Genomic DNA, 22,409 nt, shown 5'->3' with positions numbered 1-22,409 from the left:
TTGCCGAGGCGGATTCTACCTGCGCCTCGCTCGGCGGCCAAGATGGGCGTCAGACATGAAAAAGGGCGGCGGATTGCTCCGCCGCCCGATCTCTTTGATCTGGGTCGTTCGCCTTAGAAGTCGGCGGTCAGGCCCACGAAGATGTAACGGCCGAGGTTGTCGTAGCCGCCCCAGACGTTCTGGTTGCAGGACGTGGTCGGGCAGTTGGACGCGCCGGCGAGCGGCGGATCCTGATCCAGCACGTTGTTGACGCCGACGCGGAAGGAATAGTTGTCCTTCACCTTGAAGGTCGCCAGCAGGTCCAGGTAGCTGCGAGAGTCGAGTCTGGCATCCGTCGCCGGGAAGGTCGCCTGCGTCAGCCGAGGCTGGCTGCTCGTAGCGTCCAGGTCGAGGGAGTCGATGTAGCGCCAAGCGACCGAAAGGCCGAGGTTGCCGAACCAGCCATACTCGAACGGCGTGTTCCAGGTGACGCGCAGGGTGTGGCGCCACTTCGGGTTGACGCCAAAGGAGCCGCCGAGGGTCGCGCAGGTCGCGCCGTACAAGCCCGCGCAGTCAACCGGCGTGGTGCCGGTGAGGATGGTGGTTTCCAGCTTGTCGAGGTAGGTGCCGACGAAGTTGGCCGAGACCGAGCCCATGTTCTGGATGCCGAAGGTCTCGAGCCCGGTGTGGTAAGTGCCGGAGACGTCGAGGCCCGAGGTCTGCAACGCGCCTTGGTTGATCACGGTGTCGATCACGTAGCCTTGGGTCGACCGGATCGAACCGATCGCGTCACGATGCACCAGCGCGCAGAAGGCCGGGCTGCTGCCATCGACGCAGCCATTGATCAACACGTTGGCGCCAATGTTGGAAATGTAGTCCTTCACCTTGATGTCGAACCAGTCGACGCTGACCGTGAACCCCGGCAGGAAGGTCGGGGACCAGACACCGCCCACCGTCCAGGTGTCGGCCGTTTCCGGACGCAGATTCGGGTTGCCGCCGGTCTGGCCGTTATACTGGTGGGCCGGATCGGGAACGAGCGCCAGCACCTGGGCGGTGGTCAGGTTGAAGAGGCTCGCGCAGCGTGCAACCAGTGGGTTGCCAGCCGCCAGGCCGGCGCAGGGGTCGACCGTGCCGTCGAGGACGACGTTCTGGGGCGAGAACAGCTCGACCACGTTCGGCGCACGGACGGCTCGGTTGTAGCCGGCCCGCAGGCGAATGCCGTCGACGATCGTCCAGTCGCCGGAGACCTTGTAGGTGTTGGTCCCGCCGGCGTTGGAGTAGTCGGAGAAACGGTAGGCCAGTTCGGCGGTCAGCTCCTTCGCCCAGGGTTGGTCCTGAACGATCGGCACGCGGGCTTCGCCGAACAGCTCGTAGACGTCGTAGCCGCCGTTCACTGGAGGCTTGGCGGCGCCGTTGCCATTCACGTCGCCTGACGCCTGCGGGACGTCCGACTTGGAGTCCAGGTGCTCGCGACGGTACTCCGAACCCACGCTGACGCCGATCTTGTCGTTGGCCCACGGGCTCTTGAAGTTGTCCCCCAAAGTGCCGATGACGTCGAAGTTGGCGATTTGCTCGATGATGTTGCCGGCCGAGAAGGTCGGCGACTGCAGGTAGTCCAGCGCCGCTTTGGTGACGCCGCCGATCTGGAAGCTGTTGTAAGGCACGCAGGACGGGTCGGTGCCGTCGATTACCGATTGGCAGACGATCTGGCCGGCCGCGTTCTTGCGGGCGATCAGCGCGCGGTTGATGCGCGACGTCAGGAAGTTGTTGTCCTGCTCCTGCAGCAGCGAGGTCTTGCCGTATTGCAGGAAGCCGTCGTAGCTCCAGTCGCCGCCGATATCGCCCTTCAGGCCGACAACGTAGCGCTGTTCCTGGTGGTCGAAGATGGTCAGACGGCCGCCGCCTTCGATGTTGCGGCGCGCGACCTGTATGTTGGCGTTGGTCGCTGTGCCGGCGGCTGCGCCGCAGAGCTGCTGCTGCTGCGTCGCGGTCATCAGCGGGTTATCGCAGTTGATGGCGAAGGCGCCGCCCGGTCCGGGGCCGCTGGCGGCGAAGATGCCCCCGGGCGCGATCTGAGCCGTGGAGTTGTCATCCATGAACATCAGGTCGGCGTAGGCCTGGAAGTGGGGGGTGATCTCGTAGTGCGCGAAGGCGCCCATGCTGTAGCGCTCGTCGGGGCGCATCAGGTAGTTGGTCGGAGCGAAATTGTAGACATCCTGCGCCGTCTTGGCGCGGAAGGTGTTCCCCGGTCCGGCGGGGTCGACGATATAGGTGCCGGACGCGGCGCCGAACGTGGTCGGATAGGCCGTGCCCGAACCGCCGCACTTCGCCGCGACGAAGGTCGTACCCGAGTTCAGCGAGCAGGCCGAGTAGTCGAAGTTGTTGGCCGTGACCGCATTGACGTTCACGTGCGTGGCGTAGGCGGTGATGTTGCCCTTGCCGTCCGGCGCGTTGACGCCGAGCGTGAGGCTGACCGTGTCGCTTTCACCGCCCTTGAAGTCGCCGGGCACAACGTAGTTGTCCGGCACCGCGGCGATTGCGCGTTGGTTGAGGATCGCTTGCTGGACGTTGTCCGGGTTCTGCTGGTTGTGCTGGTAGATCGAGTACTGTGCGTCGATCTGCACGCCCTCGAAGTTCTTCTTCATGATGAAGTTGACGACGCCGGCCACGGCATCGGCGCCGTACACCGCCGAGGCGCCGCCGGTCAGCACGTCGACGCGTTCGACGAGCGAAGCCGGGACGAAATTCAGGTCGGCCGCGACAGCCGTGATGGCCGACGTCGGGTTGCCGGCCTGTAGACGGCGGCCGTCGATCAGCACCAGGGTCCGGGCCGCGCCCAGGCCGCGCAGGTTGGCGTTCGCGGTGCCGTTGGAGCCGTTCGAAATGCTGGAGTTTTGCCCCGCAAACGACTGGGGCAGCCTTTGGACCAGGTCCTCGATCTTGACCACACCCTCGGCCTTGATCTCCGCGGAACCGACAGAGGTCACCGGCGAAATGCTTGTCAGGTTCGGCGACGGGATCCGGGTGCCGGTGACGACGATTTCGGAAACTTCCCCGGATGGGGCGGCGGCGGCGCTCGCCTGAGTGGCGGAGACAGCCAGGAAGGCCGCGCCGCAGATCATCGAGGAGGCCAACAGGCGCTCCCGCGTCGAATTGATTTTCAAGGTCTAAACCCTCCAGCGGTCGCCTCGAAAGGCCGACCAGCCCCCAAACAAACATTCCCGAGGTCGCTGACCGATCCCGGTTATTTCGGAGTTACTGGCGTATCCGTCTGAGGGTCAACGCACATTAGCCTTTTGCAATGTTGCAGACCGCGACATGTCGCATTCTGGTCACATATCCGGCGGGCCAGAAGAGATGCGGCAAGTTTCAACCCTGGATAAGCCGATTGGGCGACGCTCTTGTCCCACGATTGCGAGGACGTAATCGAGTTCACCCGGGGGTGCGACCGGGCGATTGCACCCGTCACGCCGGCAGTCTTCAATGCGCTATCGTAACATTCTGGAGAATCGATCCGATGGGAGCCTTTGGAGCTCGGGCGCGCTTGGCCGCCGCGGGCGTCTTGATCGCCGGGATATCGGCGTCGACGCTAGCTGCGCCGCCGCCGGCAAGCGCGGATCGAGCCCAGGTGCTGCAGCAGCTTCTCGACTGCCGCAAGATCAGTGACGGCCCGACCCGCCTGGCCTGTTACGACCGGGCCGCTGCGACCATGGATCAGGCTGAGGCCAAGGGCGACATCGTGGTGGTGGATCGCGAACAGGCACGCAAGGTTCGCCGACAGGCTTTCGGCTTCACCCTGCCCTCGATCACGCTGTTTGAGCGCGGCGAGAAGCCGGAGGAAATCTCCACCATGGAGGGCAAGGTGGCGGCCGCGCGCATGAACGGCGCCGGCAAGTGGGTGATCCGGCTCGAGGACGGCGCCACGTGGGCCCAGGTGGACACCAATGAGGTCACGACCCCGCCCCAGGCCGGCGATCCGGTGAAAATCCGCAAGGCTTCGCTCGGCAGCTACATTCTCTCGCTGCCCCATCACGTGTCATTCCGCGCGCACCGCGAGGAATAGCGGGCCTTCAGCGATCCTTTGGATCAATGGCGTCTCGCAGCCCGTCGCCGATAAAATTGAAGCTCATCAAGGTCACGATCATGACCAGCGAGGGAAAGATCAGCAGCCAGGGCGCGAGCTCCATGTCCTGCGCCCCATTTGCGATCAGGGTGCCCAAAGAGGCCATCGGCGGCTGAACGCCCAGGCCGAGGAAGCTCAGGAAGCTCTCGGCCAGGATCACCGCCGGAATGGTGAGGGTGACGTAAACGACCACCGGGCCGAGCAGGTTGGGCACGATGTGGCGGACAATGATGCCACCTCGGCGCAGGCCGGCGGCGCGCGCAGCCTCGACGAATTCCTTGTGCTTCAGAGTAAGCGTCTGGCCGCGCACGATCCGGCTCATGGTCAGCCATTCGACAGCCCCGATCGCCACGAAGATCAGGATGAAGTTGGAGCCGAAGGTGACCATCAGGAGGATCACGAAAAAGATGAAAGGCAGGGAGTAGAGCACGTCCACGAAGCGCATCATGATCTCGTCGAGCCGACCGCCGATGAACCCGGCGACCGCACCCCAGGCCACGCCGATGATCAGCGAGACGAACGTCGCCACGAGACCGATGGCGAGCGAGACCCGAAGCCCCATCAAGAGGCGCGCCAAAAGATCACGTCCGAGCGCGTCCGTGCCGATCAGGTGGCCATTTTGCAGCGGTGCGAACCAGACGTCGGTCTTGTTGACCTGGTCGTAGGCGTAGGGCGTCAGCTGAGGGCCCGCGATGGCCGCAACCACGAGCAGACCAAGCACGACCATGCCGGCCACCGCGCCGCGGTTGCCCATCAGCCTTCGGCGCGCATCGTCCCAAAGGCTACGGCCCTTGAGCGCCGCGCGCTCCATGCTTTGCGCGCCCCTGCGCGAGCCTGGAACCAGCAAAGAGGTGCTCATGCGAGCCGCACCCTCGGGTCCAGGACGGCGTAGAGCAGATCGGCGAGCAGGTTCAGCACCAGGATGAGGGCGGCGTAGAAGATCACCATGCCCATGACGACGGTGTAGTCCCGCTGCAGGGCGCTCAGCACGAAGAACTTCCCGAGGCCCGGGAGGTTGAAGATCTTCTCCACCACAAGCGAGCCGGTGATCAAGCCGGCGCACGCCGGTCCCAGGTAGCTCACCAGCGGCAAGATGGCTGCGCGCAGCGCGTGTCGGGTGACGATCCGATGTTCCGGCAGGCCCTTGGCGCGGGCGGTCCGCACGTAGTTGGAATGCAGCACTTCGACCATGCCGGCCCGGGTGAGCCGCGAAATGATGGCGATCTGCGGCAGGGCCAACACCGTGACCGGCAGCACCATATTGACCAATGCGCCGCCGTCCCAGCCCGCCCCCGGAAGCCAGCCAAGCTTCGAAGCGAAGACCAGGACAAGCAGCGGGGCCGTAACGAAAGTCGGGATGCAGACGCCGAGGATCGCCACGGCCATGACACCAAAGTCGAGACTGCGGTTCTGGCGCATCGCGGCCAGCACACCCAGGCTGACGCCGACGAGCGCCGCCAGCAGAATCGCCGCGCCGCCCAGCTTCAGGGAGACCATGTAGTTCTCCCTGAGGATCTCGATGACGGACTTGTCCTTGTATTTCAGGGACGGCCCGAGGTCGCCGTGCGCCACGTTCACCAGATAATCGACGTATTGGGCCGAGATCGGCTTGTTCATACCGTACTTGGCCAGCACGTTCTTCTCGATCTCGGGCGAGAGCCTGCGGTCGGTATCAAACGGGCTGCCGGGCGCCGCGCGCATCATGAAGAAGGCGAGCGTGACCACCAGAAGGAGCGTCGGGATTGCGACCAGGAGACGCCGGCCGATAAAGCGGAACATGGAGCGGCGGGGGCCTCTGGCTCGGGGCCTTTACGGGGCCGCGCATTGCGAAAGTTCCATCGGCCCCCGATGATGTCAACGAAGGGCCGCCTTCCCCTTTGCCTGAAGCGCGCCCTGGGCGAAAGTGAACCATGACTGACTTCCGACGCGTTACCGATGACTTTTCCGTCTCCCCGCAGATCGGCGTAGCCGACGTGGCTGAGGCCGCCCGCCTGGGGTTCACCACGATCATCAACAACCGGCCCGACGGCGAGGACCCGGCCGCACCGCAAAGCGCCCAGATCGAAGCTGCGGCCAAGGCTGCGGGCCTGGCCTATGTCCACGTGCCGGTGCGTGGAATGCCGGGAGCGGCGGAGGTGGACGCGGTGCGCGAGGCGCTCGAGGCGGCGAAGGGACCGGTGCTGGCCTACTGCCGCTCCGGCAACCGCTCGATCACCGCATGGTCGCTCGGCCAGGCCAAGTCCGGCGCCATGAGCCGCAGCGACCTCGTAAGCCTTGGGCGCCAGACCGGTTACGACCTGTCAGGAGTGCTCGGCGGATGATCCCCTATGTCCGGGACATCCAATTCGAGTACGGCGCCTGCGACCAGGTCTCACCGCTGATCCGCCGGGTGGTGGCCAACAACCCCGGGCCGTTCACTTTCACAGGAACGGGGACCTACATCGTGGGCCGAGGCGAGGTCGCCGTGATCGACCCCGGCCCCGACCTGCCGGAACACCTCGAGGCCATCCTGGCCGCCGTGGCCGGCGAGCGCGTCACTCACATCCTCATCACCCATCACCATTCCGACCACTCGCCGCTGGCCGGCCCGCTGAAGGCTGCGACCGGCGCGCCCATCTATGGCTGCGCGGTCGCCCACCCCCATGTCGAGGATCCCGACGCCCCGCGGATGGAAGCCGGCCACGACGATGACTTCCGCCCGGACGTCAGCCTTTGCGGCGGGGGCGAGGTCTCCGGGCCTGGATGGACGATGGAGGCGATCGCCACGCCCGGCCACACCTCAAACCACATCTGCTATGCGCTGAAGGAGGAGAATGCCTGCCTCACCGGCGATCACATCATGGGCTGGTCGACCACGGTGATCACCCCGCCCGATGGGGACATGAGCGACTACCTGGAAAGCCTGGCCCGGATTCGCGCCCGCAATTTCACGACGCTGTGGCCCACCCACGGCCCGCCGATCCGCGACGTGACCCCCTTCATCGACGCCTACGCCGAGCATCGCCAGGAGCGGATCGACCAGATCCTCGGCGCCTTGAAGGCGGGACCGGGCCGCATCAAGGACCTGGTGCCGCGGCTCTACGCCGACGTCGACCAGCGCCTGTGGCCGGCCGCCGCGCGTTCGATGCTGGCCGGGATCATCCATCTCACCCACCAGGGCCGGATCGTCACCGATGGCGCACCTGGGCCGGATAGCGAGTACCGGCTGGTCTAGGAAACCCCGATCGGATGACGAAGCGGCGCTTCCCGCGCCCTTAGAGCGCGCGTTCCAGGACCACGAAGCACAAGTCATCGCGCAAAGGCCGACCGAAGCGGTCGTCGCCATAGGGGAACGGCCGTGTCTCGCCGGTCAGGACATAACCCCGTCGCTCGTACCAGGCGATGAGCGTGTCGCGGACGTTGACCACCACCATCTGCATGCGCCGCGCGCCGCGCTGGCGGGCGAAGTCCTCGGCGGCCGCTAGCAGCGTGCGCCCAAGCTTTCGGTCCTGCCGATCGGGACGCACTGTAAGCAGGCCAAGGTACCAGAGCTCGTCCTGCGCCGGCTCCAGCCAGACGTGGCCTTGGAGTTCTCCCTCAGCGCTCCGCCAAGCGAGCAGCTGGGCTTTGGGCTTCTCGACGAGGTCCTTGCGCAAAAGCTCGGCCGTGAGGCGTTCGCCCTCTACGAAGGTCTCGACCGCCCAGCCGGCGCCGGGACCGGTATGCCGGTAGGCCCGATTGGTCAGGGCCACGATATCCAGGTGGTCCGCCTCTCCCGCGGGTTCGAGCGGGATCATCGAGAAATAGCTCCGCTCACCCCAGTAAAGAGCCGGCCGGTGAAGGCCCAGATGAATGGGTAGAAAGACTTCAAGCCGTGGCCTTGGCCGGAGCCGCGGTCGGCAGGACGTAGCCCTTCATCCGTTCACGGATCAGCTTCTTGTCGATCTTACCGGTCGCGCCCAACGGGATGTCGTCGACGAAGACCACGTCGTCAGGGGTCCACCACCTGGCGATCTTGCCTTCCAGGAAGCCCAGGAACTCGTCCTTCGTGGAGGTTTCGCCGGGGTTCAGCTTGACCAGCAGCACCGGGCGTTCGTCCCATTTGGGGTGGGCGGCGCCGATGACGGCGCAGAGCGCGGCCTTGGGGTGACCGACGGCCAGGTTTTCAATCTCGATGGTGGAGATCCATTCGCCGCCGGACTTGATCACGTCCTTGGCGCGGTCGGTGATCTGCATAAATCCATGGCTGTCGATGGTGGCCACGTCGCCGGTGTCGAAGAAGCCTTCGTCGTCCAGGATCTCACCGCCGTCGCCTTTGAAATAGCCGCCGACGACGAAGGGCCCCTTGACCAGCAGGCGTCCGAACGTGGTCCCATCGTGCGGCAGACGTTCGCCCGCATCGTCCTCAAGCTTCATCTCCACGCCGAGCGGCACGCGGCCTTGCTTGAGCTTGAAGCGAAGCTGCTCCTCCGCGCCCATCGCCGCAATCTCGGCGGTCGGGGCGGACAAGGTGCCGAGCGGCGACATCTCGGTCATGCCCCAGGCATGGGTAACGTCGACGCCGAACTCGTCGCGAAAGCCGCGAATGATGGCTTCCGGCACGGCTGAGCCGCCGATCACCACACGCTTGAGAGTCGTGAGCTTGCCGTTAGTCTCGCGAAGGTGGGTGAGCAGCATCTGCCAGACCGTCGGCACCGCGGCCGAGAAGGTCACCGCCTCGCTCTCCAGCAGTTCGTGCACGGAAGCACCGTCGAGCTTCTGGCCGGGCATCACCAGTTTCGCACCGACCGCTGCGCAGGAGAAGGCCAGGCCCCAGGCGTTGGCGTGGAACATCGGCACCACAGGCAGCACCGTGTCGACCGCCGAAATCCCCATCACGTCCTTGCCCATGGTCACGAGCGTATGGATGAAGTTCGAGCGGTGCGAATAGAGTACGCCCTTGGGATTGCCGGTTGTGCCCGAGGTATAGCAGAGCGCCGCCGCCGTGTTCTCGTCGAAGGCGCCCCAGACGTAGTCCGCGGAATTCTCGGCCACCAGGGTCTCGAAGCACAGCGCCCCCGGCAGGGACACACCCTTCATGTGCGCCTCGTCGGTCATGACGACGAAATGCTTCACGCTCGGCATCTTGTCGCGATGTTCCATGAGCGTCGGCAGGAACGTCAGGTCGGTGAAGATGACCTTATCTTCGGCGTGATTGATGATGTAGCAGAGCTGCTCCGGAAAGAGCCGGGGGTTCAAGGTATGACAGACCGCGCCCATACCCATGACGGCGTACCAGGCCTCGACGTGGCGGGCGGTGTTCCAGGCCAGGGTAGCGACCCTGTCGCCCGGCTGAATCCCCAGGCCTTTCAGAGCATTCGACAAGCGCTTGGCCCGGATTTGGACCTCCGCGTAGGTCGTGCGCACGACCGGGCCTTCGATAGAGCGGCTGACGACCTCGCGTTCGCTGTGCCAGATGGCGGCGTGATCGAGGATTTTGTCGACCGTTAGCGGCCAATTCTGCATCAGGCCAAGCATCGGCCAGTTCTCCCCAAAGAACCCTTGTCAGTCTTTCCGACAGGCTAATTCTACCCTGGCCTATAAGCAACGCGATCGCCCATGGGGAGGGTTATTTCAGCTCAGGCTGTTGCGTCCATCAGCCACGCCTTTGCGGCCACATCGGTCGGCGTGGTGGCATCGACTTTCGGCCAGGCCACGGGCTTGCCGCCGTGGCGGGCGATCTGGTCATGCAGGACGTCGAGCGTGGCGTCCGATGCGTCCCCCACGCGCGCCGCCACGCGAGCTTCGAGCGTCTCGAGCGGCGCCTCCAGCCAGGCGCCCCGGAAGGGAACCCCGCACTCGGCGGCCAAGGCCTCGGCGCCGTCCCGCAGCGCCGGTTCCGTGAAGGTCGCGTCGAGCACCACGGCCCGTCCGGCCAGCAACAGGGCGCGGGCGGTCGCAAAGATGGTTTCGTAGACTTTGGCGTAGAACTGCGGCGTGTAGATCTCGCGCGAAAGCCGATCGACGTGACCGGCGCCGGCCAGCCGCTTGCGGACCTCGTCGGTGCGCAGAACTACAGCGCCGGGCGATGCCCCCAGGCCGGGCGCCACGGCCCGCGAAAAGCTGGATTTTCCGGTGCCTGAGAACCCGCCCACCGCCGCCAGGACGGGTGGCGCAGGCGACAGATGGGTGATCGCCGTTTCCACGTAGGCCCGCGACAGCGCCAGGTCCCCGGCGTGGGCCGCCACGTGCGCCCTGACGCCTGCGCGAACCGATAGCATCAGCGGCAGTGCGGCAAGGCCTTCCCAAAGCTCAACCGGGAAGCACCGCGCCGCCTCGTCGAGGTAGGCCGAAAGCACGCGCACCGCCGCATCGCTGCGATCGCGAAAGTCCAGGTCCATCAGCAGGAACGCCAGGTCGTACTGGACATCGAGGTCGGACAGTACGTCGTTGAATTCGATGCAGTCGAACAAGACCGGTCGACCGTCCTCCACCAGGATGTTGGCCAGATGCAGATCGCCGTGGCAGCGCCGCGAGAAACCTGCGTCTCGCCGCGCCTCCAGGAGCGGTCGCTGGCGTGCGAGCTCAATTGCGGTCGCCGCGATCAGCCGCTCGACGCGGTGGCGCTCCAGCTGGTCGCTGAGGTCGGACAGAAGCTCGGCATTGGATCCGACCGTGAACGCGAGCGCGCTCCAGCCGCCCTTGGGCCGCAAGGGCGCGCGTGCATGGAAGCCGGCGATCATGCGGCCGAGCGCCTCGGCCATCTCGCCGTCGATGGCGCCCGGGTTGACCGCCAGCACGGCAGCCTCGTCGAAGCGGCGCATCTCCAGCGCATAGTCAACCGCCTCGCCCGCGCCGTCCCAGCACAGCTCCCCGCTCGCCCCGCGGGTGATGGTCCGCACCCTCCGGTAGATGTCGGGCGCCTGCGGCCGGTTGAACTCCAGTTCGCGATCCAGCGCCCATCGCCGCCGTTCGGCCGTGGAAAAGTCGGCGTACCCCAGGTCGACATGGCGTTTCAGCTTCCAGGCGATATCACCAGCCAGGAAGATCCGCGCGCAGGCGGTCTCGATCGTGCGCTCGGAGCGCGCCTTCAGCCAGGCGACGAGTTCGGCTTCCTCCGGACCCGTCACGGAGGGACCGCTCAAGGAAACAGCCTGTGCGTCGTCCAGCCCTCGCCGGCGCGCATGAAGACCAGGCGCTCGTGCAGGCGGAACGGCCGGTCGCGCCAGAATTCGATGGCCTGTGGTGCGAGGCGAAAACCCGACCAGTGAGGCGGGCGCGGGACCTTGCCCAGCCCGAACTTCATCCCGAACTCGGCGATCTTCTTTTCCAGCGCCAGCCGGTCAGGCAGTCGGCGTGACTGCGCCGAGGCCCAGGCGCCGAGTTGGGCCGGGCGCGCACGGGTCTCCCAGTAGGCGTCGGCTTCCGCGTCCGAGACCGGCGTCACGGCCCCGCGAACCCGCACCTGCCGACGCAACGATTTCCAGTGGAACAGCAGTGCGGCCCTGGGGTTGGCCGCCAACTCACGGCCCTTGGCGCTCTCGAGATTCGAATAGAAGACGAAGCCTCGCGCATCGGCGTCCTTCAGCAACACCATGCGCACGTCCGGCAGGCCGTCTGCGTCGACGGTGGCCAGCGACATGGCGTTGGCGTCGTTGGGTTCTTTGGTCAGGGCTTCCTTCAGCCACGCGTCGAAGAGCGCGAAGGGATCCGTCTCGCTGAGCATCGGCAGCGGTTCGGCCGCCGCCACCTGGCGCACATAGTCGTCCTCGGACGGCGATGGCGGAATGAGCGTCTTGTCGGTCATCGCCACCGATATAGCCGAAGGCCGAAGACCTTCGCGAGGTTTAACCGAGCCTTGACGATGTCGCAGCGATCCTAGGCGGCGATGTCGTCCGGACCCCCGATTTCCCTGAAGGTTGCCCGCGAGGTGTTGGGCGTGGGCCCGCTCGCCGGCGCGGGCGAACTGCGCCGCGCCTTTCGCGAGGCGGCCAAGCAGGCCCACCCGGACCGCCCGGGAGGCGGGGCGGAGCGCTTCCGCCTGGTCGTCGCCGCCTATCACCGCCTCCAGGGGGTGCAGGCCAAATCCGACCGCATCATCCAGCCGCCGGCGGCGCGCGCGCCGGAGCCGGGCGTTCTCGAGATCAGTCCGTTGCTGGCGCTTCGCGGCGGCGCTTTGGAGCGGATGTCGGCCGACGGTCGGCGCCAGCGTCTGCGACTTCCGGCCGGGCTTCGCAGCGGCGACACGGTCCGCGCCGGCGGCGCCGAGCTGAACGTTGTCGTACGCGGGACCCCGGAGATCCTGGTCCGTGGAGACGACCTCTGGATCAGCGTCGCCATCGCGCCACGGGTGCTCGAGGAGGGGGGGCGCGTGGCGCTGGAAACCCCGCTGGGCCGGCGCGTCGTGTGGCTGACCAAGAAGGCCGGGGAGCGAAAGCTGGTGCGCCTGGTTGGCCAGGGCCTTCCTCCGCGCGGCGCTCACAGCCAGGGCCATCTCTTCCTGCGGCTCGCCCCGAAGGTCGGGCAAGCCGACTCGGCCGCCCGGACGCTGCTGCGCCGCTTTGCCGCGGCCTGGGCGGCGTAAACCGGTAAAGCCGGAATTGATTTGGGCGGCGCGAGGCCCGCGGCTCGCGTAGGTTCGCGCCACGATTCTCCGGGAGCCGTCGATGCGCCTTTCCAAGCTCGCAGCCCTTGCGCTGGGAGCGCTCAGCCTTGCGCTCGCGGCCCCTGCCCAGGCCTTCCCGGTGGGCGAACGTCATCTGGAGGCGATCAATCCTACCGCCGCGCTGCGCGACGCCGACCACAAGGCCACTGTGCGGGTGACCGTCTGGTATCCCGCCGCCGAAGGCTCCGAGGAGCAGTCGCTCGACATCGGCCCGCCCGGCCAGCCGCTGTTCTACGTGGGATCGGCCGCGCCCGACGCCGCCTTCGCCGACGCCCGCCCTCGGCCGGTGATCCTGTTCTCGCACGGCTACGGCGGCTCGGCCCGGATGATGGCCTGGTTCACCACCATCCTGGCCCAGCAAGGCTACGTCGTGATCGCGGTCGACCATCCGGGCAACAACAGCCGGGACAAGATGACAATCCCCGGCGCCGCCCTCTTCTGGGATCGCCCCGGGGACCTGGTCGCGGCCCTGGAACGGGTGAGGACCGATCCGGCGATCGCCCCGCACCTGGACGTGAGGCGCCTGGCCATCGCGGGCTTCGCGAGCGGCGGCTTCACCGCGCTGGAGGCCGCAGGCGCGCGGACTGACCTTGCGCATTTCCGCGACTTCTGTGACGCCCACCCCGACGACGGCGTCTGCCGGCCGCAGCCGGAATTCCCGGTGACCCTCGAGCAGGCGACGGCGGCGCTGGCCACGCCCGACCTCGCCGGTGAGGCGGCCCGCGCCGGCGACGATCACTCGATCCGCGGCGTGCGCGCCGTCTTCGTCATGGCGCCAGCCTTCGTCCAGGCCTTTGACCCGGCGAGCCTGGCCGCGATCGCCACCCCCGTCGCCATCGTCCTGGGCGACGCAGACGCAGTGGCGGCGCCGCACGTCAACGGCGGGGCCGCCGCTCGGCTTATCCCGCGCGTCCAGCTCAAGGCCCTGCACGGCGTCGGCCACTACGACTTCCTTGCCACCTGCTCGGCTGCGGCGCGCGCCAGCGAGGGGTCGATCTGCGCCGCCGAGGTCCCGCAGGGATCGACACATGTCGCCGCGCTCGAGCAAGCTCTGATCTTGTTCGGCAAGGCGATGGGGCCGCCCTAGGGCCGCGCGACGGCATGATCGCGATTTACGCGGCGCCGACGGCCAAGCCGGCCTACGATCCGCCCGACATCAGCGAGCGGAGACGTCGATGCGGCTCATCCTCGGCCTCCTTGGAGTGGTCGCCTCACTGAGCGCGGCCGTTGCGGCGCATGCAGGCCCGGTCGGTGAGCGCCACCTGCAGGCGACCGACGCCACTGCCGTCCTGCGCGACGCCGACCACAAGGCCACGGTGCGGGTGACCGTCTGGTATCCGGCAGCCAAGGAGGCGGTCGAACAGCGCATCGATATCGGCCCGCCCGGCAAGCCGTTCTTCATCGTGGGCGCCGTGGCCCAGGACGCCCCATTCTCCGATGCCAAGCCCAGACCGGTGATCCTGTTTTCCCACGGCTTCGGCGGAACCGCGCGGATGATGGCCTGGTTCGGCGCAGCCCTGGCGCGCGAAGGTTACGTGGTCGTCGCCGTCGATCATCCGGGCAACAACGGCCTGGATAAGATGACGGTGGCAGGCGCGATCCTGTCGTGGGACCGGGCGCAGGATCTGCGGGCGGCGCTGGAGGCGGTGAAGGCCGACCCCACGATCGCCCCACACCTCGACATTCACCGCCTTGGCGTCGCGGGCTTCTCAGCCGGCGGCTTCACCTCGCTGGTCAGCGCCGGCGCCAAGGTCGACATGACCCGCTTCCTGGCCTTCTGCCGCGCACATCCCGCCGACGGCGTTTGCGCCCCGCAGAAGGAGTTCGCGATCAACCTGGACGATGAACAGCGCGCCGCAGCCTCGCCTGAGCTGGCGCCCGAGGGGGCCCATGCGGGCGACGACCATACGATCCCGGGCGTCCGGGCAGTCTTCGCCATCGCGCCGGCCATTGTCCAGGCGCTGCCTCCGGAAGGCCTGGCGCGTATGAAGACCCCCGTGGCGATCATCCTGGGCGACGCCGACCCCGTCGCTCCCCCCGACACCAATGGCCTGGTGGCCGCCAAGGCCATCCCACATGCCGAACTGAAGGTCCTCCCAGGCGTCGGGCACTATGATTTCCTGAGCACCTGCACCGCGGCCGGCACGGCTGCCGTCCCGGTTTGCACAGCCAAGGTTCCGCAGGATGCGACACACCAGGCGGCCATCGACATGGCGCTCGGGTTCTTCAAGCGGACGCTCGGCGCGCCCTAGGTTGGCGTCCGCGCAGCGAAGCCGCTACAAGCCCGGCCATGTCGCACAATACGTTCGGCCATCTGTTCCGCGTCACCACCTGGGGCGAAAGTCACGGCCCGGCCTTGGGATGCGTTATCGACGGTTGCCCGCCCGGCATCCCGCTCAGCGAGGCTGATGTTCAGGTTTGGCTGGAAAAACGGCGGCCAGGCCTGGGAAAATTCGTGACCCAGCGCCAGGAGCCCGACGCGGTACGCATCCTGTCAGGCGTCTTCGCTGACGAGCGGCATCCCGACCAGGTCACCACCGGCACGCCGATCTCGATGGTCATCGACAACGTCGACCAGCGAAGCCGTGACTATTCGGAGATCGCCACCGCCTTCAGGCCCGGCCACGCCGACTATAGCTATTTCGCCAAATATGGGGTGCGCGACTATCGCGGCGGCGGCCGCCAGTCGGCGCGCGAGACGGCCGCCCGCGTCGCCGCAGGCGCTGTCGCCCGCAAGATCCTGCCCGGGGTCCAGATCCGAGGCGCAGTCGTGCAGATCGGGCCGCACGCCGTTTCGCCCGAGCGCATGGATTGGAGCCAGACCGAGGCAAACCCCTTCTGGTGTCCCGATCCAGAGATGGTCCCGGTTTGGGAAGAGCACCTGGAAACCATCCGCAAGGCCGGCTCTTCGACCGGCGCCATCGTCGCCGTGGAGGCGCTTGGCGCGCCGCCCGGCTGGGGCGCTCCAGTCTACGGCAAGCTCGATGCAGAACTGGCCGGCGCTCTGATGTCGATCAACGCCGCCAAGGGCGTCGAGATCGGGGCAGGCTTCGCGGCGGCGGCGCTTTCCGGCGAGGAGAACGCCGATGAGATGCGCGCGGGCAACGACGGACCGGTGTTTTTGTCGAACAGCGCGGGCGGCATCCTGGGCGGCATCTCCACCGGCCAACCGGTGACAGCACGTGTTGCGTTCAAGCCCACCTCCTCAATCCTCACGCTGCGCCGCAGCATCAATGAGGCCGGCGAGGAGATCGAGTTGCGCACCAAGGGCCGTCACGATCCCTGCGTCGGTATTCGCGCCGTGCCGGTGGTGGAGGCCATGGTGGCTTGCGTGCTGGCTGACGCGTTCCTGCGCCACCGAGGCCAGACCGGGCGCGACTGACGACGGGCTGACGGGCGGTCAGTATACGCATGGTTGCATCCGACTCACCGATCAACCTCTGGGACCTAAGCTCATGACCTGGCGAAGGAATTTCCGTTGACCCACAGGATTTATCGAACTTAATCAGCTTTACCTGAAGCTGCGCCGTACCGAATCAGCGCCCGGCGACAGGCGCCGTCGGATGCTGGATCGCCCTTGCGCTACAACCTGCTGAAAGTCCTGCTCGTCGATGACAACCATCACATGCGGTTGTTGCTTGCGGAGATTCTGCGGGCGCTCGGCGTGCGCGAAATCCGCGAAGCCGGCGATGGCGCACAGGGCCTGCAGATGATGCGCGACCACCCGATCGACATCGTCATCACCGACCTGTCGATGCAACCGCTCGACGGCATCGACTTCGTGCGCCTGCTTCGCAACTCGCCCGACAGTCCAGGCCATATGTGCCCGGTGATCATGGTCACTGGGCATTCGACCCGCCAACGGGTGCATGACGCGCGCAACGCCGGTGTGAACGAGTTCCTGGCCAAACCGCTTACCGCCCGCGTCGTCGTCGAGCGGCTGAACCAGGTCATCGACCATCCGCGGGCTTTTGTGCGGACGGACGACTATTTCGGCCCTGACCGACGACGGCGCGCCGACGTCGACTTCAAGGGCCCCTGGCGCCGCCACGGCGACGGGGCGCAACGAAGTGCCGCAGGCGCAAAAGCTTAGCGGCGCCTTCTTTCAGCAGCTTTCCCCGCACAGTGTCCCGGTCGCCTTCGGGGAGTTCTCGCCATGACGCTTTCAGCCGCAGCCCTGCGCGCCGCCGTGCTCGCAGCGACGTGCGCGCTGTTGTCCGGCTGCCTTGCGATGGGTGTCGCCGGCGCAGCCGTCGGGGTGGCAGGAACGGCCGTCGGTGTCACGGCAAAGGCCGCGAGCGCGACTGTGCGCGGCGCCGGCGCCGCCGTCGGGGCGGTTATCCCCGATGGCAAGTCCAAGAAAGACGACAAGGCCGGAGCCTAGGTTCGTGCTCAGCTCAGGTTGAGCGCGCAGCTTTCCCCGACCGTCGGGCGCGAAACGACTATTCGCGACAGGCCCGGGAAGTCGGGCTTCAGGCGCTCGGCGAACCACAGACAGATATGCTCAAGCGTTGGGCTCTCCAGCCCGGGCTTCTCGTTGAGCAGCCCGTGGTCGAGTTCACCGGCGACCAGGCGCAGAGCCCGGTCCAGGTCCCCCAGATCGGCGACCCAGCCGACGGCGCCCAGCGCCTCGCCGCGCACCGTCGCTTCGACGCGGAACGAGTGGCCGTGCAGGCGCGTGTAAGGACCTGCTGGACCGGCCGGCAGGTGATGCGCCGCGTCGAACGTCGCGGCCTTGGTGATCTCGAAAGTGGTGGAACTCATCTGGTCTCTGGCAGGCGTCGCCCGCGTCGGTGAGGTCCTCAGGCGATGCCGAGGTACTTGTGGGTCTGGACGCTTAAACGCCACCGGGGATGGGCAAGGCAATAGGCGATGGCCGCGCGGGTGTTCTCTGCGAGCCTGGGGCCGTCCATCGGCTGGAGTGCGAACCGCTCGAACGCGAGCCCCTCGAAACGGGCCGGATCGACCCCGTCCTGGGGGTAGACGAGCTTGAGCTCCTGGCCCCGGGTCTGGGCGAGCGCGGCGTCGGCCTTGGGGCTGACGCAGATCCAGTCGACGCCATCCGGCGCCGGGATCGTACCGTTAGTCTCCAGCGCCAGTGAAAAGCCGCGCGCATGCAGGGCCGAGACCAATGGCGCATCAAGTTGCAGGAGCGGCTCGCCACCGGTCAGCACGACAAGGCGGTTGTCCTCTCCCCCCTGCCATGCGGCCTCCACGGCCTCTGCAAGCGTTTCAGCCGAAGCGAACCGCCCGCCGCCCGGGCCATCCATGCCGACGAAGTCGGTGTCGCAGAACTTGCAGACCGCCTGGGTCCGATCGGCTTCGCGCCCGGACCAGAGATTGCAGCCGGAGAAGCGGCAAAAGACCGCCGGGCGTCCAGCCTGGCCGCCCTCGCCCTGCAGCGTCAGGAAGATCTCTTTGACGGCGTAGCTCATGGGCGGAGCGCCGGCCGGCCCTGCGCCGTCCAGGCCTCCCAACCGCGAATACGAAGGTCGCAGGCCGGACACGTCCCGCAACCATAGCCCCAGGGATGCAGGGTTCCGCGCTCGCCGAGGTAGCAGGTGTGGCTCTCGTCAACGATCAGCTCCACAAGCGCCTCGCCGCCGAGCTGCTTGGCGAGCGCCCAGGTTTCGGCCTTGGTCAACCGCATCAGTGGCGTCTCGATCACGAAATCCTGGGCCATGCCGAGGTTGAGCGCCACCTGCATCGCCTCGAGGGTGTCTTGCCGGCAATCGGGGTAGCCGGAGAAGTCCGTCTCGCACATCCCTCCGACCAGGGCGCCCAGGCCGCGCCTGTCGGCCAGCGCCGCGGCATAGACGAAGAAAGCCAGATTACGGCCCGGGACGAAGGTCGACGGCAGCCCCTTGCTGGTCATCTCGATGGCCCGATCGGCGGTGAGCGCCGAGTGTGCGACAGCGCCGAAACCGCGCATCTCCAGCACATGGTCCTCGCCGAGCCTGGGCGCCCAGGCGGGAAACCGTTCGGCGATACGGGTTCGGACCGCGGCCCGGGCCTCAAGCTCGATCGAATGGCGCTGACCGTAGTCGAAGCCCACGGTCTCCACGCGCGCATATCGCCCGAGCGCCCAGGCCAGGCAGACGCTCGAGTCCTGCCCGCCCGAGAACAGCACAAGGGCGCCGGCCTGGTCGATCATCGGCTCCATATGCGCGATCGGAAGCCAAATCGAAAGGCCGACCCTGATGGTAGTCCGCTATGGCGAGGGCGGCGGCGGTGGTGTCACTTAACCTCTCCGAAGCGCTTTGGCGCCATGGTGGAGCTGCGACGCGTCACAAAACCTGCGGCTGTTCATGTCCCCCCTGTCCACATTCTTCTTCGACCGCGTCACCGTTGACATCTGCCAGCAGATGGAGGGCGTGCTTGCCCTTACGGACCAGCTGTCTCGCCAGCGACTGGCCCCCGACGCGGAGGCCTGCGTCAGCGGTGTCGCAGAAGCCGCCGCAGGGGTGCGCCACCTGCTCGAGGCGGCCCGTGACCTGCGAACCGTCACGCATCTTGGCCTGAGCCTGGAGCCTGCGCCCCTGCGGCTTCGCGAGTTGGTGGATGAAGTCCATGGCCGCTGGCAACCGGCGGCGGCGATGAGCGGGGTCACTCTGCTGGTCGCATACGACGGCGATCCGGAGGCCTGCGCCATAGGAGACGGTCCGCGGATTCTGCAGGTGTTCGACGGCTTCATCGGCGAGGCGGTGGCCAGCATGCGCCGCGGCGCTGTCGAGGCGAGCTTGCGCACGGTCGTCACGCCCGAGGGCGTCCGCCTGGAGGGCCGCGTGCGCGGCGCCCGCGATCCGGCCTGGGAATCCCAGGATCTGGAGAGCCGCGTCCGCGAGGTTGAGGGCCGCTTCGGCCTGGAGGTGGCGATCGGCGTCGTGCTCGCGCGTCAGATTGTCGACGGAATGGGCGGTGTGCTGCGCAGCGAAGGGGCAGGCGCGGCGTCGGAAACCGTCATCTTCGAGGTGACGCTGCCCACGACCGAGGAGACTCCCGCCCAAGCCCCGCAGGCCGCCGAGCGTTCGGTCCACGTTCTGGTGGTCGACGATAACGCCACCAACCGCATGGTCGCCCAGGCGCTTTGTGAAATGTTTGACTGCACTTCGGAGTCCGCCTGCGACGGCGCCGAGGCCCTGGAGGCCGCGCGCGGCGGACGCTTCGACCTGATCCTGATGGACATCAAGATGCCGGTCATGGATGGCGTCTCCGCGACCCGCGCGATCCGCGCCCTGCCAGGAGCCCCCGGAGCCGTGCCGATCATCGCGCTGACCGCCAACGCCGAGCCGGAAGATGCCGAGGGTTACCTCTCCGCCGGGATGAACGGCGTCGTTGAAAAGCCCATGAAGCCGGAACACCTGCTGGCGGCCCTGCAGGAGGCGCTGGGCGAGGCGGACGCCGCGGCCGCGGCGGCGGCGTGACCACGGGGGCTAACGCCTCTCCTGCATAGCCCCTGGTCGCGGGCGTCGCCGGCGTCAGCCGAATTGTAAGCGGCAGCCCTACTGGTTTCCTCTGCAACTTTATTGCGGCGCGAGGCCCTATTGCGCCATCGCCTGCAATGACCTAGGTCGCGATCCTTCAGTTTGGGGGAGAAAATGGCCGAGGGCCAAGACAAGCCCACCGCGACCCGACCGACGCCCTCGCTGGAGGAGGTGCGGCAGCGGATCGACGCTATCGATGTCGAACTACTGCGTCTGGTGGGAGAACGTGCGGGCCTGGCGCACGACGTAGCGGCCGCCAAAGCGGCGGCCGGCGACGTCGGGCGCTTCGGCCTGCGTCCGGGCCGCGAAGCCCTGCTGCTGCGGCGGCTGCTGGCCGGCCCTCGCAAGGGGGCCTCTTCAGCCCTGATCGTGCGGATCTGGCGGGAACTGATCGGCGACAGCCTGGCCACGCAGGGCCCTTTCAATCTGGCCGTCTGGGGCGGGCGTGATGCGGCCCGAGCCGTCGAAGTCGCCCGCCTTCGCTTTGGCGCAGCCCCGCCGCTCCGCCAGGTCGCCAAGCCGGAGGACGCGCTGGCCGCAGCCCGGGCGCAGGGCGGCGTCGCGGTTTGCGCGCTCACGCCCGATAGCGTCTGGTGGGGCCGGCTGCTGGCCCAGCCGAAGCTGAAGGTGTTCGCCGCCCTGCCCTGCCTGGCTGCATGGGGTCCGCTCTCGGCCCTCGCTGTCGCCGAGGTCGAGGTTGAACCCACCGGCGCGGACAACACCTTCTGGGTCACAGACGCCCCGCAGGCGGCTGCATCAGTCGAGGAGACGCTGAGCCGCGATGGCGTTGCTGCAACGCTGCTGGCCGAGACCGGAGGGCTGAAGCTCTTCATGCTCTCGGGCTTCTACCAGGCGGACGATCCGCGCCTGGCCCGCGCGCCTGGCAAGCTCACCGGCGTGATCGGGGCTGCGCCCGCGCCGCTGGACGTGTAAGAGGCGAGCCCGCCTCAAGGCTCCACCACACCCGCGTTGCCATGTCCCAAGATGCTCCCCCGCTAGACCGCGCCGCCGCCACGCGACCGCTCCCCAAGCCGGGAATCCTGGACATCCACCCTTACGTCCCGGGCAAGGCCAAGGCCGAAGGCTTCGCTCAGCCGATCAAGCTCTCGGCCAACGAGAACGCGCTCGGGTCCAGCCCCATGGCGCAGGCGGCCTTCGAAAGCGCCGAGCAGAGCCTGCACATCTATCCGGACCCACGCGCGAGTATCATCCGCACGGCGGTCGCCGAGCGCTACCGGCTGGAGCCCGAGCGGCTGATCTTCGGCTGCGGCTCGGATGAAGTGTTCCAATTGCTCAACCAGACTTTCCTGGAGCCGGGCGACAACATGGTGCAGGGCCAGTACGGCTTTGCGGCTTTCGCCATCGGCGCCTACGCCTGCCAAGCTGAGGTGCGTTTCGCCCCGGAGCCGGGCTACCGCATCGACGTCGACGAGTTGCTGAAATGCGTCGATGCTCGCACCCGGATCATCTTCCTCGCCAATCCCGGCAACCCGACGGGCACCTGGATCCCATTTTCCGAAATCCGCCGCCTGCACGAGGCGCTGGCGCCCAGCGTCGTGCTGGTGCTGGACGGGGCCTATGGCGAGTTCGCCTCCGACCCAGCCTTCAACGACGGTCTGGACCTGGCGCGCACGGCGTCCAACGTCGTCGTCACCCACACCTTCTCGAAGCTGCACGGCCTGGCGGCGCTGCGCATCGGCTGGGGCTATGCGCCCGCCGAGATCGCCGCGGCCGTGGACCGTATCCGGCTGCCGTTCAATACCTCGATCGCGGCCCAACGGGCTGCCGTGGCGGCGCTCGGCGATGAGGACTTCCAGCGCGCCTCGCTGGAGCTTGTGGAAATCTGGCGTCCCTGGCTGACACAGCAGCTCGGCGGCCTCAGCCTCGAGGTGGTCGGCGGCTCGGCGACCAATTTCGTCCTGGTGGGCTTCCCCAGGACTGCGGGGCGGACAGCGGCGGAGGCGGAGGTGTTCCTGGCCTCGCGCGGCGTCCTCGTGCGCAGCGCACACCTCTACGGCCTTGAGGACCACCTGCGCGCGACGATCGGGCTGGAGGATCAGAACCGGGCGCTTGTCGAGGCCCTGGCGGACTTCATGAAGCAATGAGCACGCCCGTCTATGCAAAGATGGCGGTGGTCGGCTGCGGCCTGATCGGCTCGTCGGTGATCCTGGCGGCGCGGGCGGCGGGCGCGGTGGGCGAG

22 protein-coding genes are annotated in these 22,409 nt (G+C 67.3%); 12 read left to right on the top strand and 10 right to left on the bottom strand.

The window, feature by feature from the left end:
- Window positions 1-113: 113 nt before the first annotated feature.
- Window positions 114-3,143: a TonB-dependent receptor domain-containing protein gene (locus VGI62_RS16575; RefSeq protein WP_331505633.1), complete on the bottom strand. Its 3,030-nt coding sequence runs from the start codon at window positions 3,141-3,143 to the stop codon at window positions 114-116.
- A gap of 353 nt (window positions 3,144-3,496) precedes the next feature.
- On the opposite strand from VGI62_RS16575, the gene VGI62_RS16570 reads away from it, so the two are divergent.
- The gene (locus tag VGI62_RS16570) at window positions 3,497-4,042 is read left to right on the top strand and encodes a hypothetical protein (RefSeq protein ID WP_331505632.1); all 546 of its coding nucleotides are present in this window, start codon (window positions 3,497-3,499) and stop codon (window positions 4,040-4,042) included.
- 7 nt (window positions 4,043-4,049) lie between these two features.
- Here VGI62_RS16570 and VGI62_RS16565 read toward each other — a convergent pair whose 3' ends face one another.
- Entirely contained in the window at window positions 4,050-4,961 is a 912-nt protein-coding gene (locus tag VGI62_RS16565) for an ABC transporter permease (RefSeq protein ID WP_331505631.1), read from the bottom strand.
- Entirely contained in the window at window positions 4,958-5,881 is a 924-nt protein-coding gene (gene oppB / locus VGI62_RS16560; RefSeq protein ID WP_331505630.1) for an oligopeptide ABC transporter permease OppB, read from the bottom strand. The genes VGI62_RS16565 and oppB overlap by 4 nt, the downstream gene beginning before the upstream one ends.
- A 131-nt stretch (window positions 5,882-6,012) precedes the next feature.
- Between oppB and VGI62_RS16555 the strand changes: the two genes are divergently transcribed.
- Together VGI62_RS16555 and VGI62_RS16550 are read left to right on the top strand one after the other, a co-directional pair.
- Window positions 6,013-6,423: a TIGR01244 family sulfur transferase gene (locus tag VGI62_RS16555; RefSeq protein ID WP_331505629.1), complete on the top strand. Its 411-nt coding sequence runs from the start codon at window positions 6,013-6,015 to the stop codon at window positions 6,421-6,423.
- Complete coding sequence (locus tag VGI62_RS16550; protein ID WP_331505628.1) at window positions 6,420-7,316, top strand: MBL fold metallo-hydrolase; 897 nt, start codon at window positions 6,420-6,422, stop codon at window positions 7,314-7,316. Before VGI62_RS16555 ends, VGI62_RS16550 begins: the two co-directional genes overlap by 4 nt.
- A gap of 40 nt (window positions 7,317-7,356) precedes the next feature.
- On the opposite strand, the gene VGI62_RS16545 is transcribed toward VGI62_RS16550, so the two are convergent.
- The 4 genes from VGI62_RS16545 to pdxH form a co-directional block, all read right to left on the bottom strand.
- Complete coding sequence (locus VGI62_RS16545) at window positions 7,357-7,878, bottom strand: GNAT family N-acetyltransferase (protein WP_331505627.1); 522 nt, start codon at window positions 7,876-7,878, stop codon at window positions 7,357-7,359.
- Window positions 7,879-7,948: 70 nt separating this feature from the next.
- Complete coding sequence (locus VGI62_RS16540) at window positions 7,949-9,598, bottom strand: long-chain-fatty-acid--CoA ligase (RefSeq protein WP_331505626.1); 1,650 nt, start codon at window positions 9,596-9,598, stop codon at window positions 7,949-7,951.
- Window positions 9,599-9,699: 101 nt separating this feature from the next.
- Window positions 9,700-11,205 carry an AAA family ATPase gene (locus VGI62_RS16535; protein WP_331505625.1) on the bottom strand — a complete coding sequence of 502 codons (1,506 nt, stop codon included), beginning with the start codon at window positions 11,203-11,205 and terminating at the stop codon, window positions 9,700-9,702.
- Complete coding sequence (pdxH, locus tag VGI62_RS16530) at window positions 11,202-11,867, bottom strand: pyridoxamine 5'-phosphate oxidase (protein ID WP_331505624.1); 666 nt, start codon at window positions 11,865-11,867, stop codon at window positions 11,202-11,204. Before pdxH ends, VGI62_RS16535 begins: the two co-directional genes overlap by 4 nt.
- 81 nt (window positions 11,868-11,948) lie before the next feature.
- Between pdxH and VGI62_RS16525 the strand changes: the two genes are divergently transcribed.
- The 6 genes from VGI62_RS16525 (at window position 11,949) to VGI62_RS16500 (ending at window position 17,109) form a co-directional block, all read left to right on the top strand.
- Window positions 11,949-12,644: a DnaJ domain-containing protein gene (locus tag VGI62_RS16525; RefSeq protein ID WP_331505623.1), complete on the top strand. Its 696-nt coding sequence runs from the start codon at window positions 11,949-11,951 to the stop codon at window positions 12,642-12,644.
- Window positions 12,645-12,726: 82 nt separating this feature from the next.
- Window positions 12,727-13,812, top strand: coding sequence for an alpha/beta hydrolase family protein (locus tag VGI62_RS16520; RefSeq protein WP_331505622.1), 1,086 nt, complete (start codon window positions 12,727-12,729; stop codon window positions 13,810-13,812).
- An 88-nt stretch (window positions 13,813-13,900) separates the two neighbouring features.
- Window positions 13,901-14,977, top strand: a complete 1,077-nt coding sequence (locus tag VGI62_RS16515) for an alpha/beta hydrolase family protein (RefSeq protein WP_331505621.1) — start codon at window positions 13,901-13,903, stop codon at window positions 14,975-14,977.
- A 38-nt stretch (window positions 14,978-15,015) separates the two neighbouring features.
- Entirely contained in the window at window positions 15,016-16,107 is a 1,092-nt protein-coding gene (gene aroC / locus VGI62_RS16510; RefSeq protein ID WP_331505620.1) for a chorismate synthase, read from the top strand.
- Between the two features lie 195 nt (window positions 16,108-16,302).
- Window positions 16,303-16,818 carry a response regulator gene (locus VGI62_RS16505; RefSeq protein ID WP_331505619.1) on the top strand — a complete coding sequence of 172 codons (516 nt, stop codon included), beginning with the start codon at window positions 16,303-16,305 and terminating at the stop codon, window positions 16,816-16,818.
- 63 nt (window positions 16,819-16,881) lie between these two features.
- Window positions 16,882-17,109, top strand: a complete 228-nt coding sequence (locus tag VGI62_RS16500) for a hypothetical protein (RefSeq protein WP_331505618.1) — start codon at window positions 16,882-16,884, stop codon at window positions 17,107-17,109.
- A gap of 8 nt (window positions 17,110-17,117) precedes the next feature.
- Here VGI62_RS16500 and VGI62_RS16495 read toward each other — a convergent pair whose 3' ends face one another.
- Genes VGI62_RS16495 through queC form a run of 3 tightly spaced genes read right to left on the bottom strand, consistent with a single transcriptional unit; the run spans window position 17,118 to window position 18,879 of the window.
- The gene (locus VGI62_RS16495; protein WP_331505617.1) at window positions 17,118-17,489 is read right to left on the bottom strand and encodes a 6-carboxytetrahydropterin synthase; all 372 of its coding nucleotides are present in this window, start codon (window positions 17,487-17,489) and stop codon (window positions 17,118-17,120) included.
- A gap of 38 nt (window positions 17,490-17,527) precedes the next feature.
- Window positions 17,528-18,160 (bottom strand): 7-carboxy-7-deazaguanine synthase, encoded by a 633-nt coding sequence (gene queE / locus VGI62_RS16490; RefSeq protein WP_331505616.1) that lies wholly within the window; start codon window positions 18,158-18,160, stop codon window positions 17,528-17,530.
- Window positions 18,157-18,879: a 7-cyano-7-deazaguanine synthase QueC gene (queC, locus tag VGI62_RS16485; protein ID WP_331505615.1), complete on the bottom strand. Its 723-nt coding sequence runs from the start codon at window positions 18,877-18,879 to the stop codon at window positions 18,157-18,159. Before queC ends, queE begins: the two co-directional genes overlap by 4 nt.
- 154 nt (window positions 18,880-19,033) lie before the next feature.
- Between queC and VGI62_RS16480 the strand changes: the two genes are divergently transcribed.
- The 3 genes from VGI62_RS16480 (at window position 19,034) to VGI62_RS16470 (ending at window position 22,314) form a co-directional block, all read left to right on the top strand.
- A complete protein-coding gene (locus VGI62_RS16480; protein ID WP_331505614.1) occupies window positions 19,034-20,149 on the top strand; it encodes a response regulator in 1,116 nt (371 codons plus the stop codon).
- A 174-nt stretch (window positions 20,150-20,323) separates the two neighbouring features.
- Window positions 20,324-21,142 (top strand): chorismate mutase, encoded by an 819-nt coding sequence (locus VGI62_RS16475; RefSeq protein WP_331505613.1) that lies wholly within the window; start codon window positions 20,324-20,326, stop codon window positions 21,140-21,142.
- A gap of 41 nt (window positions 21,143-21,183) precedes the next feature.
- Complete coding sequence (locus VGI62_RS16470) at window positions 21,184-22,314, top strand: histidinol-phosphate transaminase (protein ID WP_331505612.1); 1,131 nt, start codon at window positions 21,184-21,186, stop codon at window positions 22,312-22,314.
- Window positions 22,315-22,409 lie beyond the last annotated feature (95 nt).

Origin of the sequence: Phenylobacterium sp. (genome assembly GCF_036495085.1) — a bacterium.
Classification (GTDB): Bacteria; Pseudomonadota; Alphaproteobacteria; order Caulobacterales; family Caulobacteraceae; genus Phenylobacterium.
The sequence above is the reverse complement of the archived record's forward strand: the minus strand, read 5'-3'. Positions and strand labels throughout refer to the sequence as shown.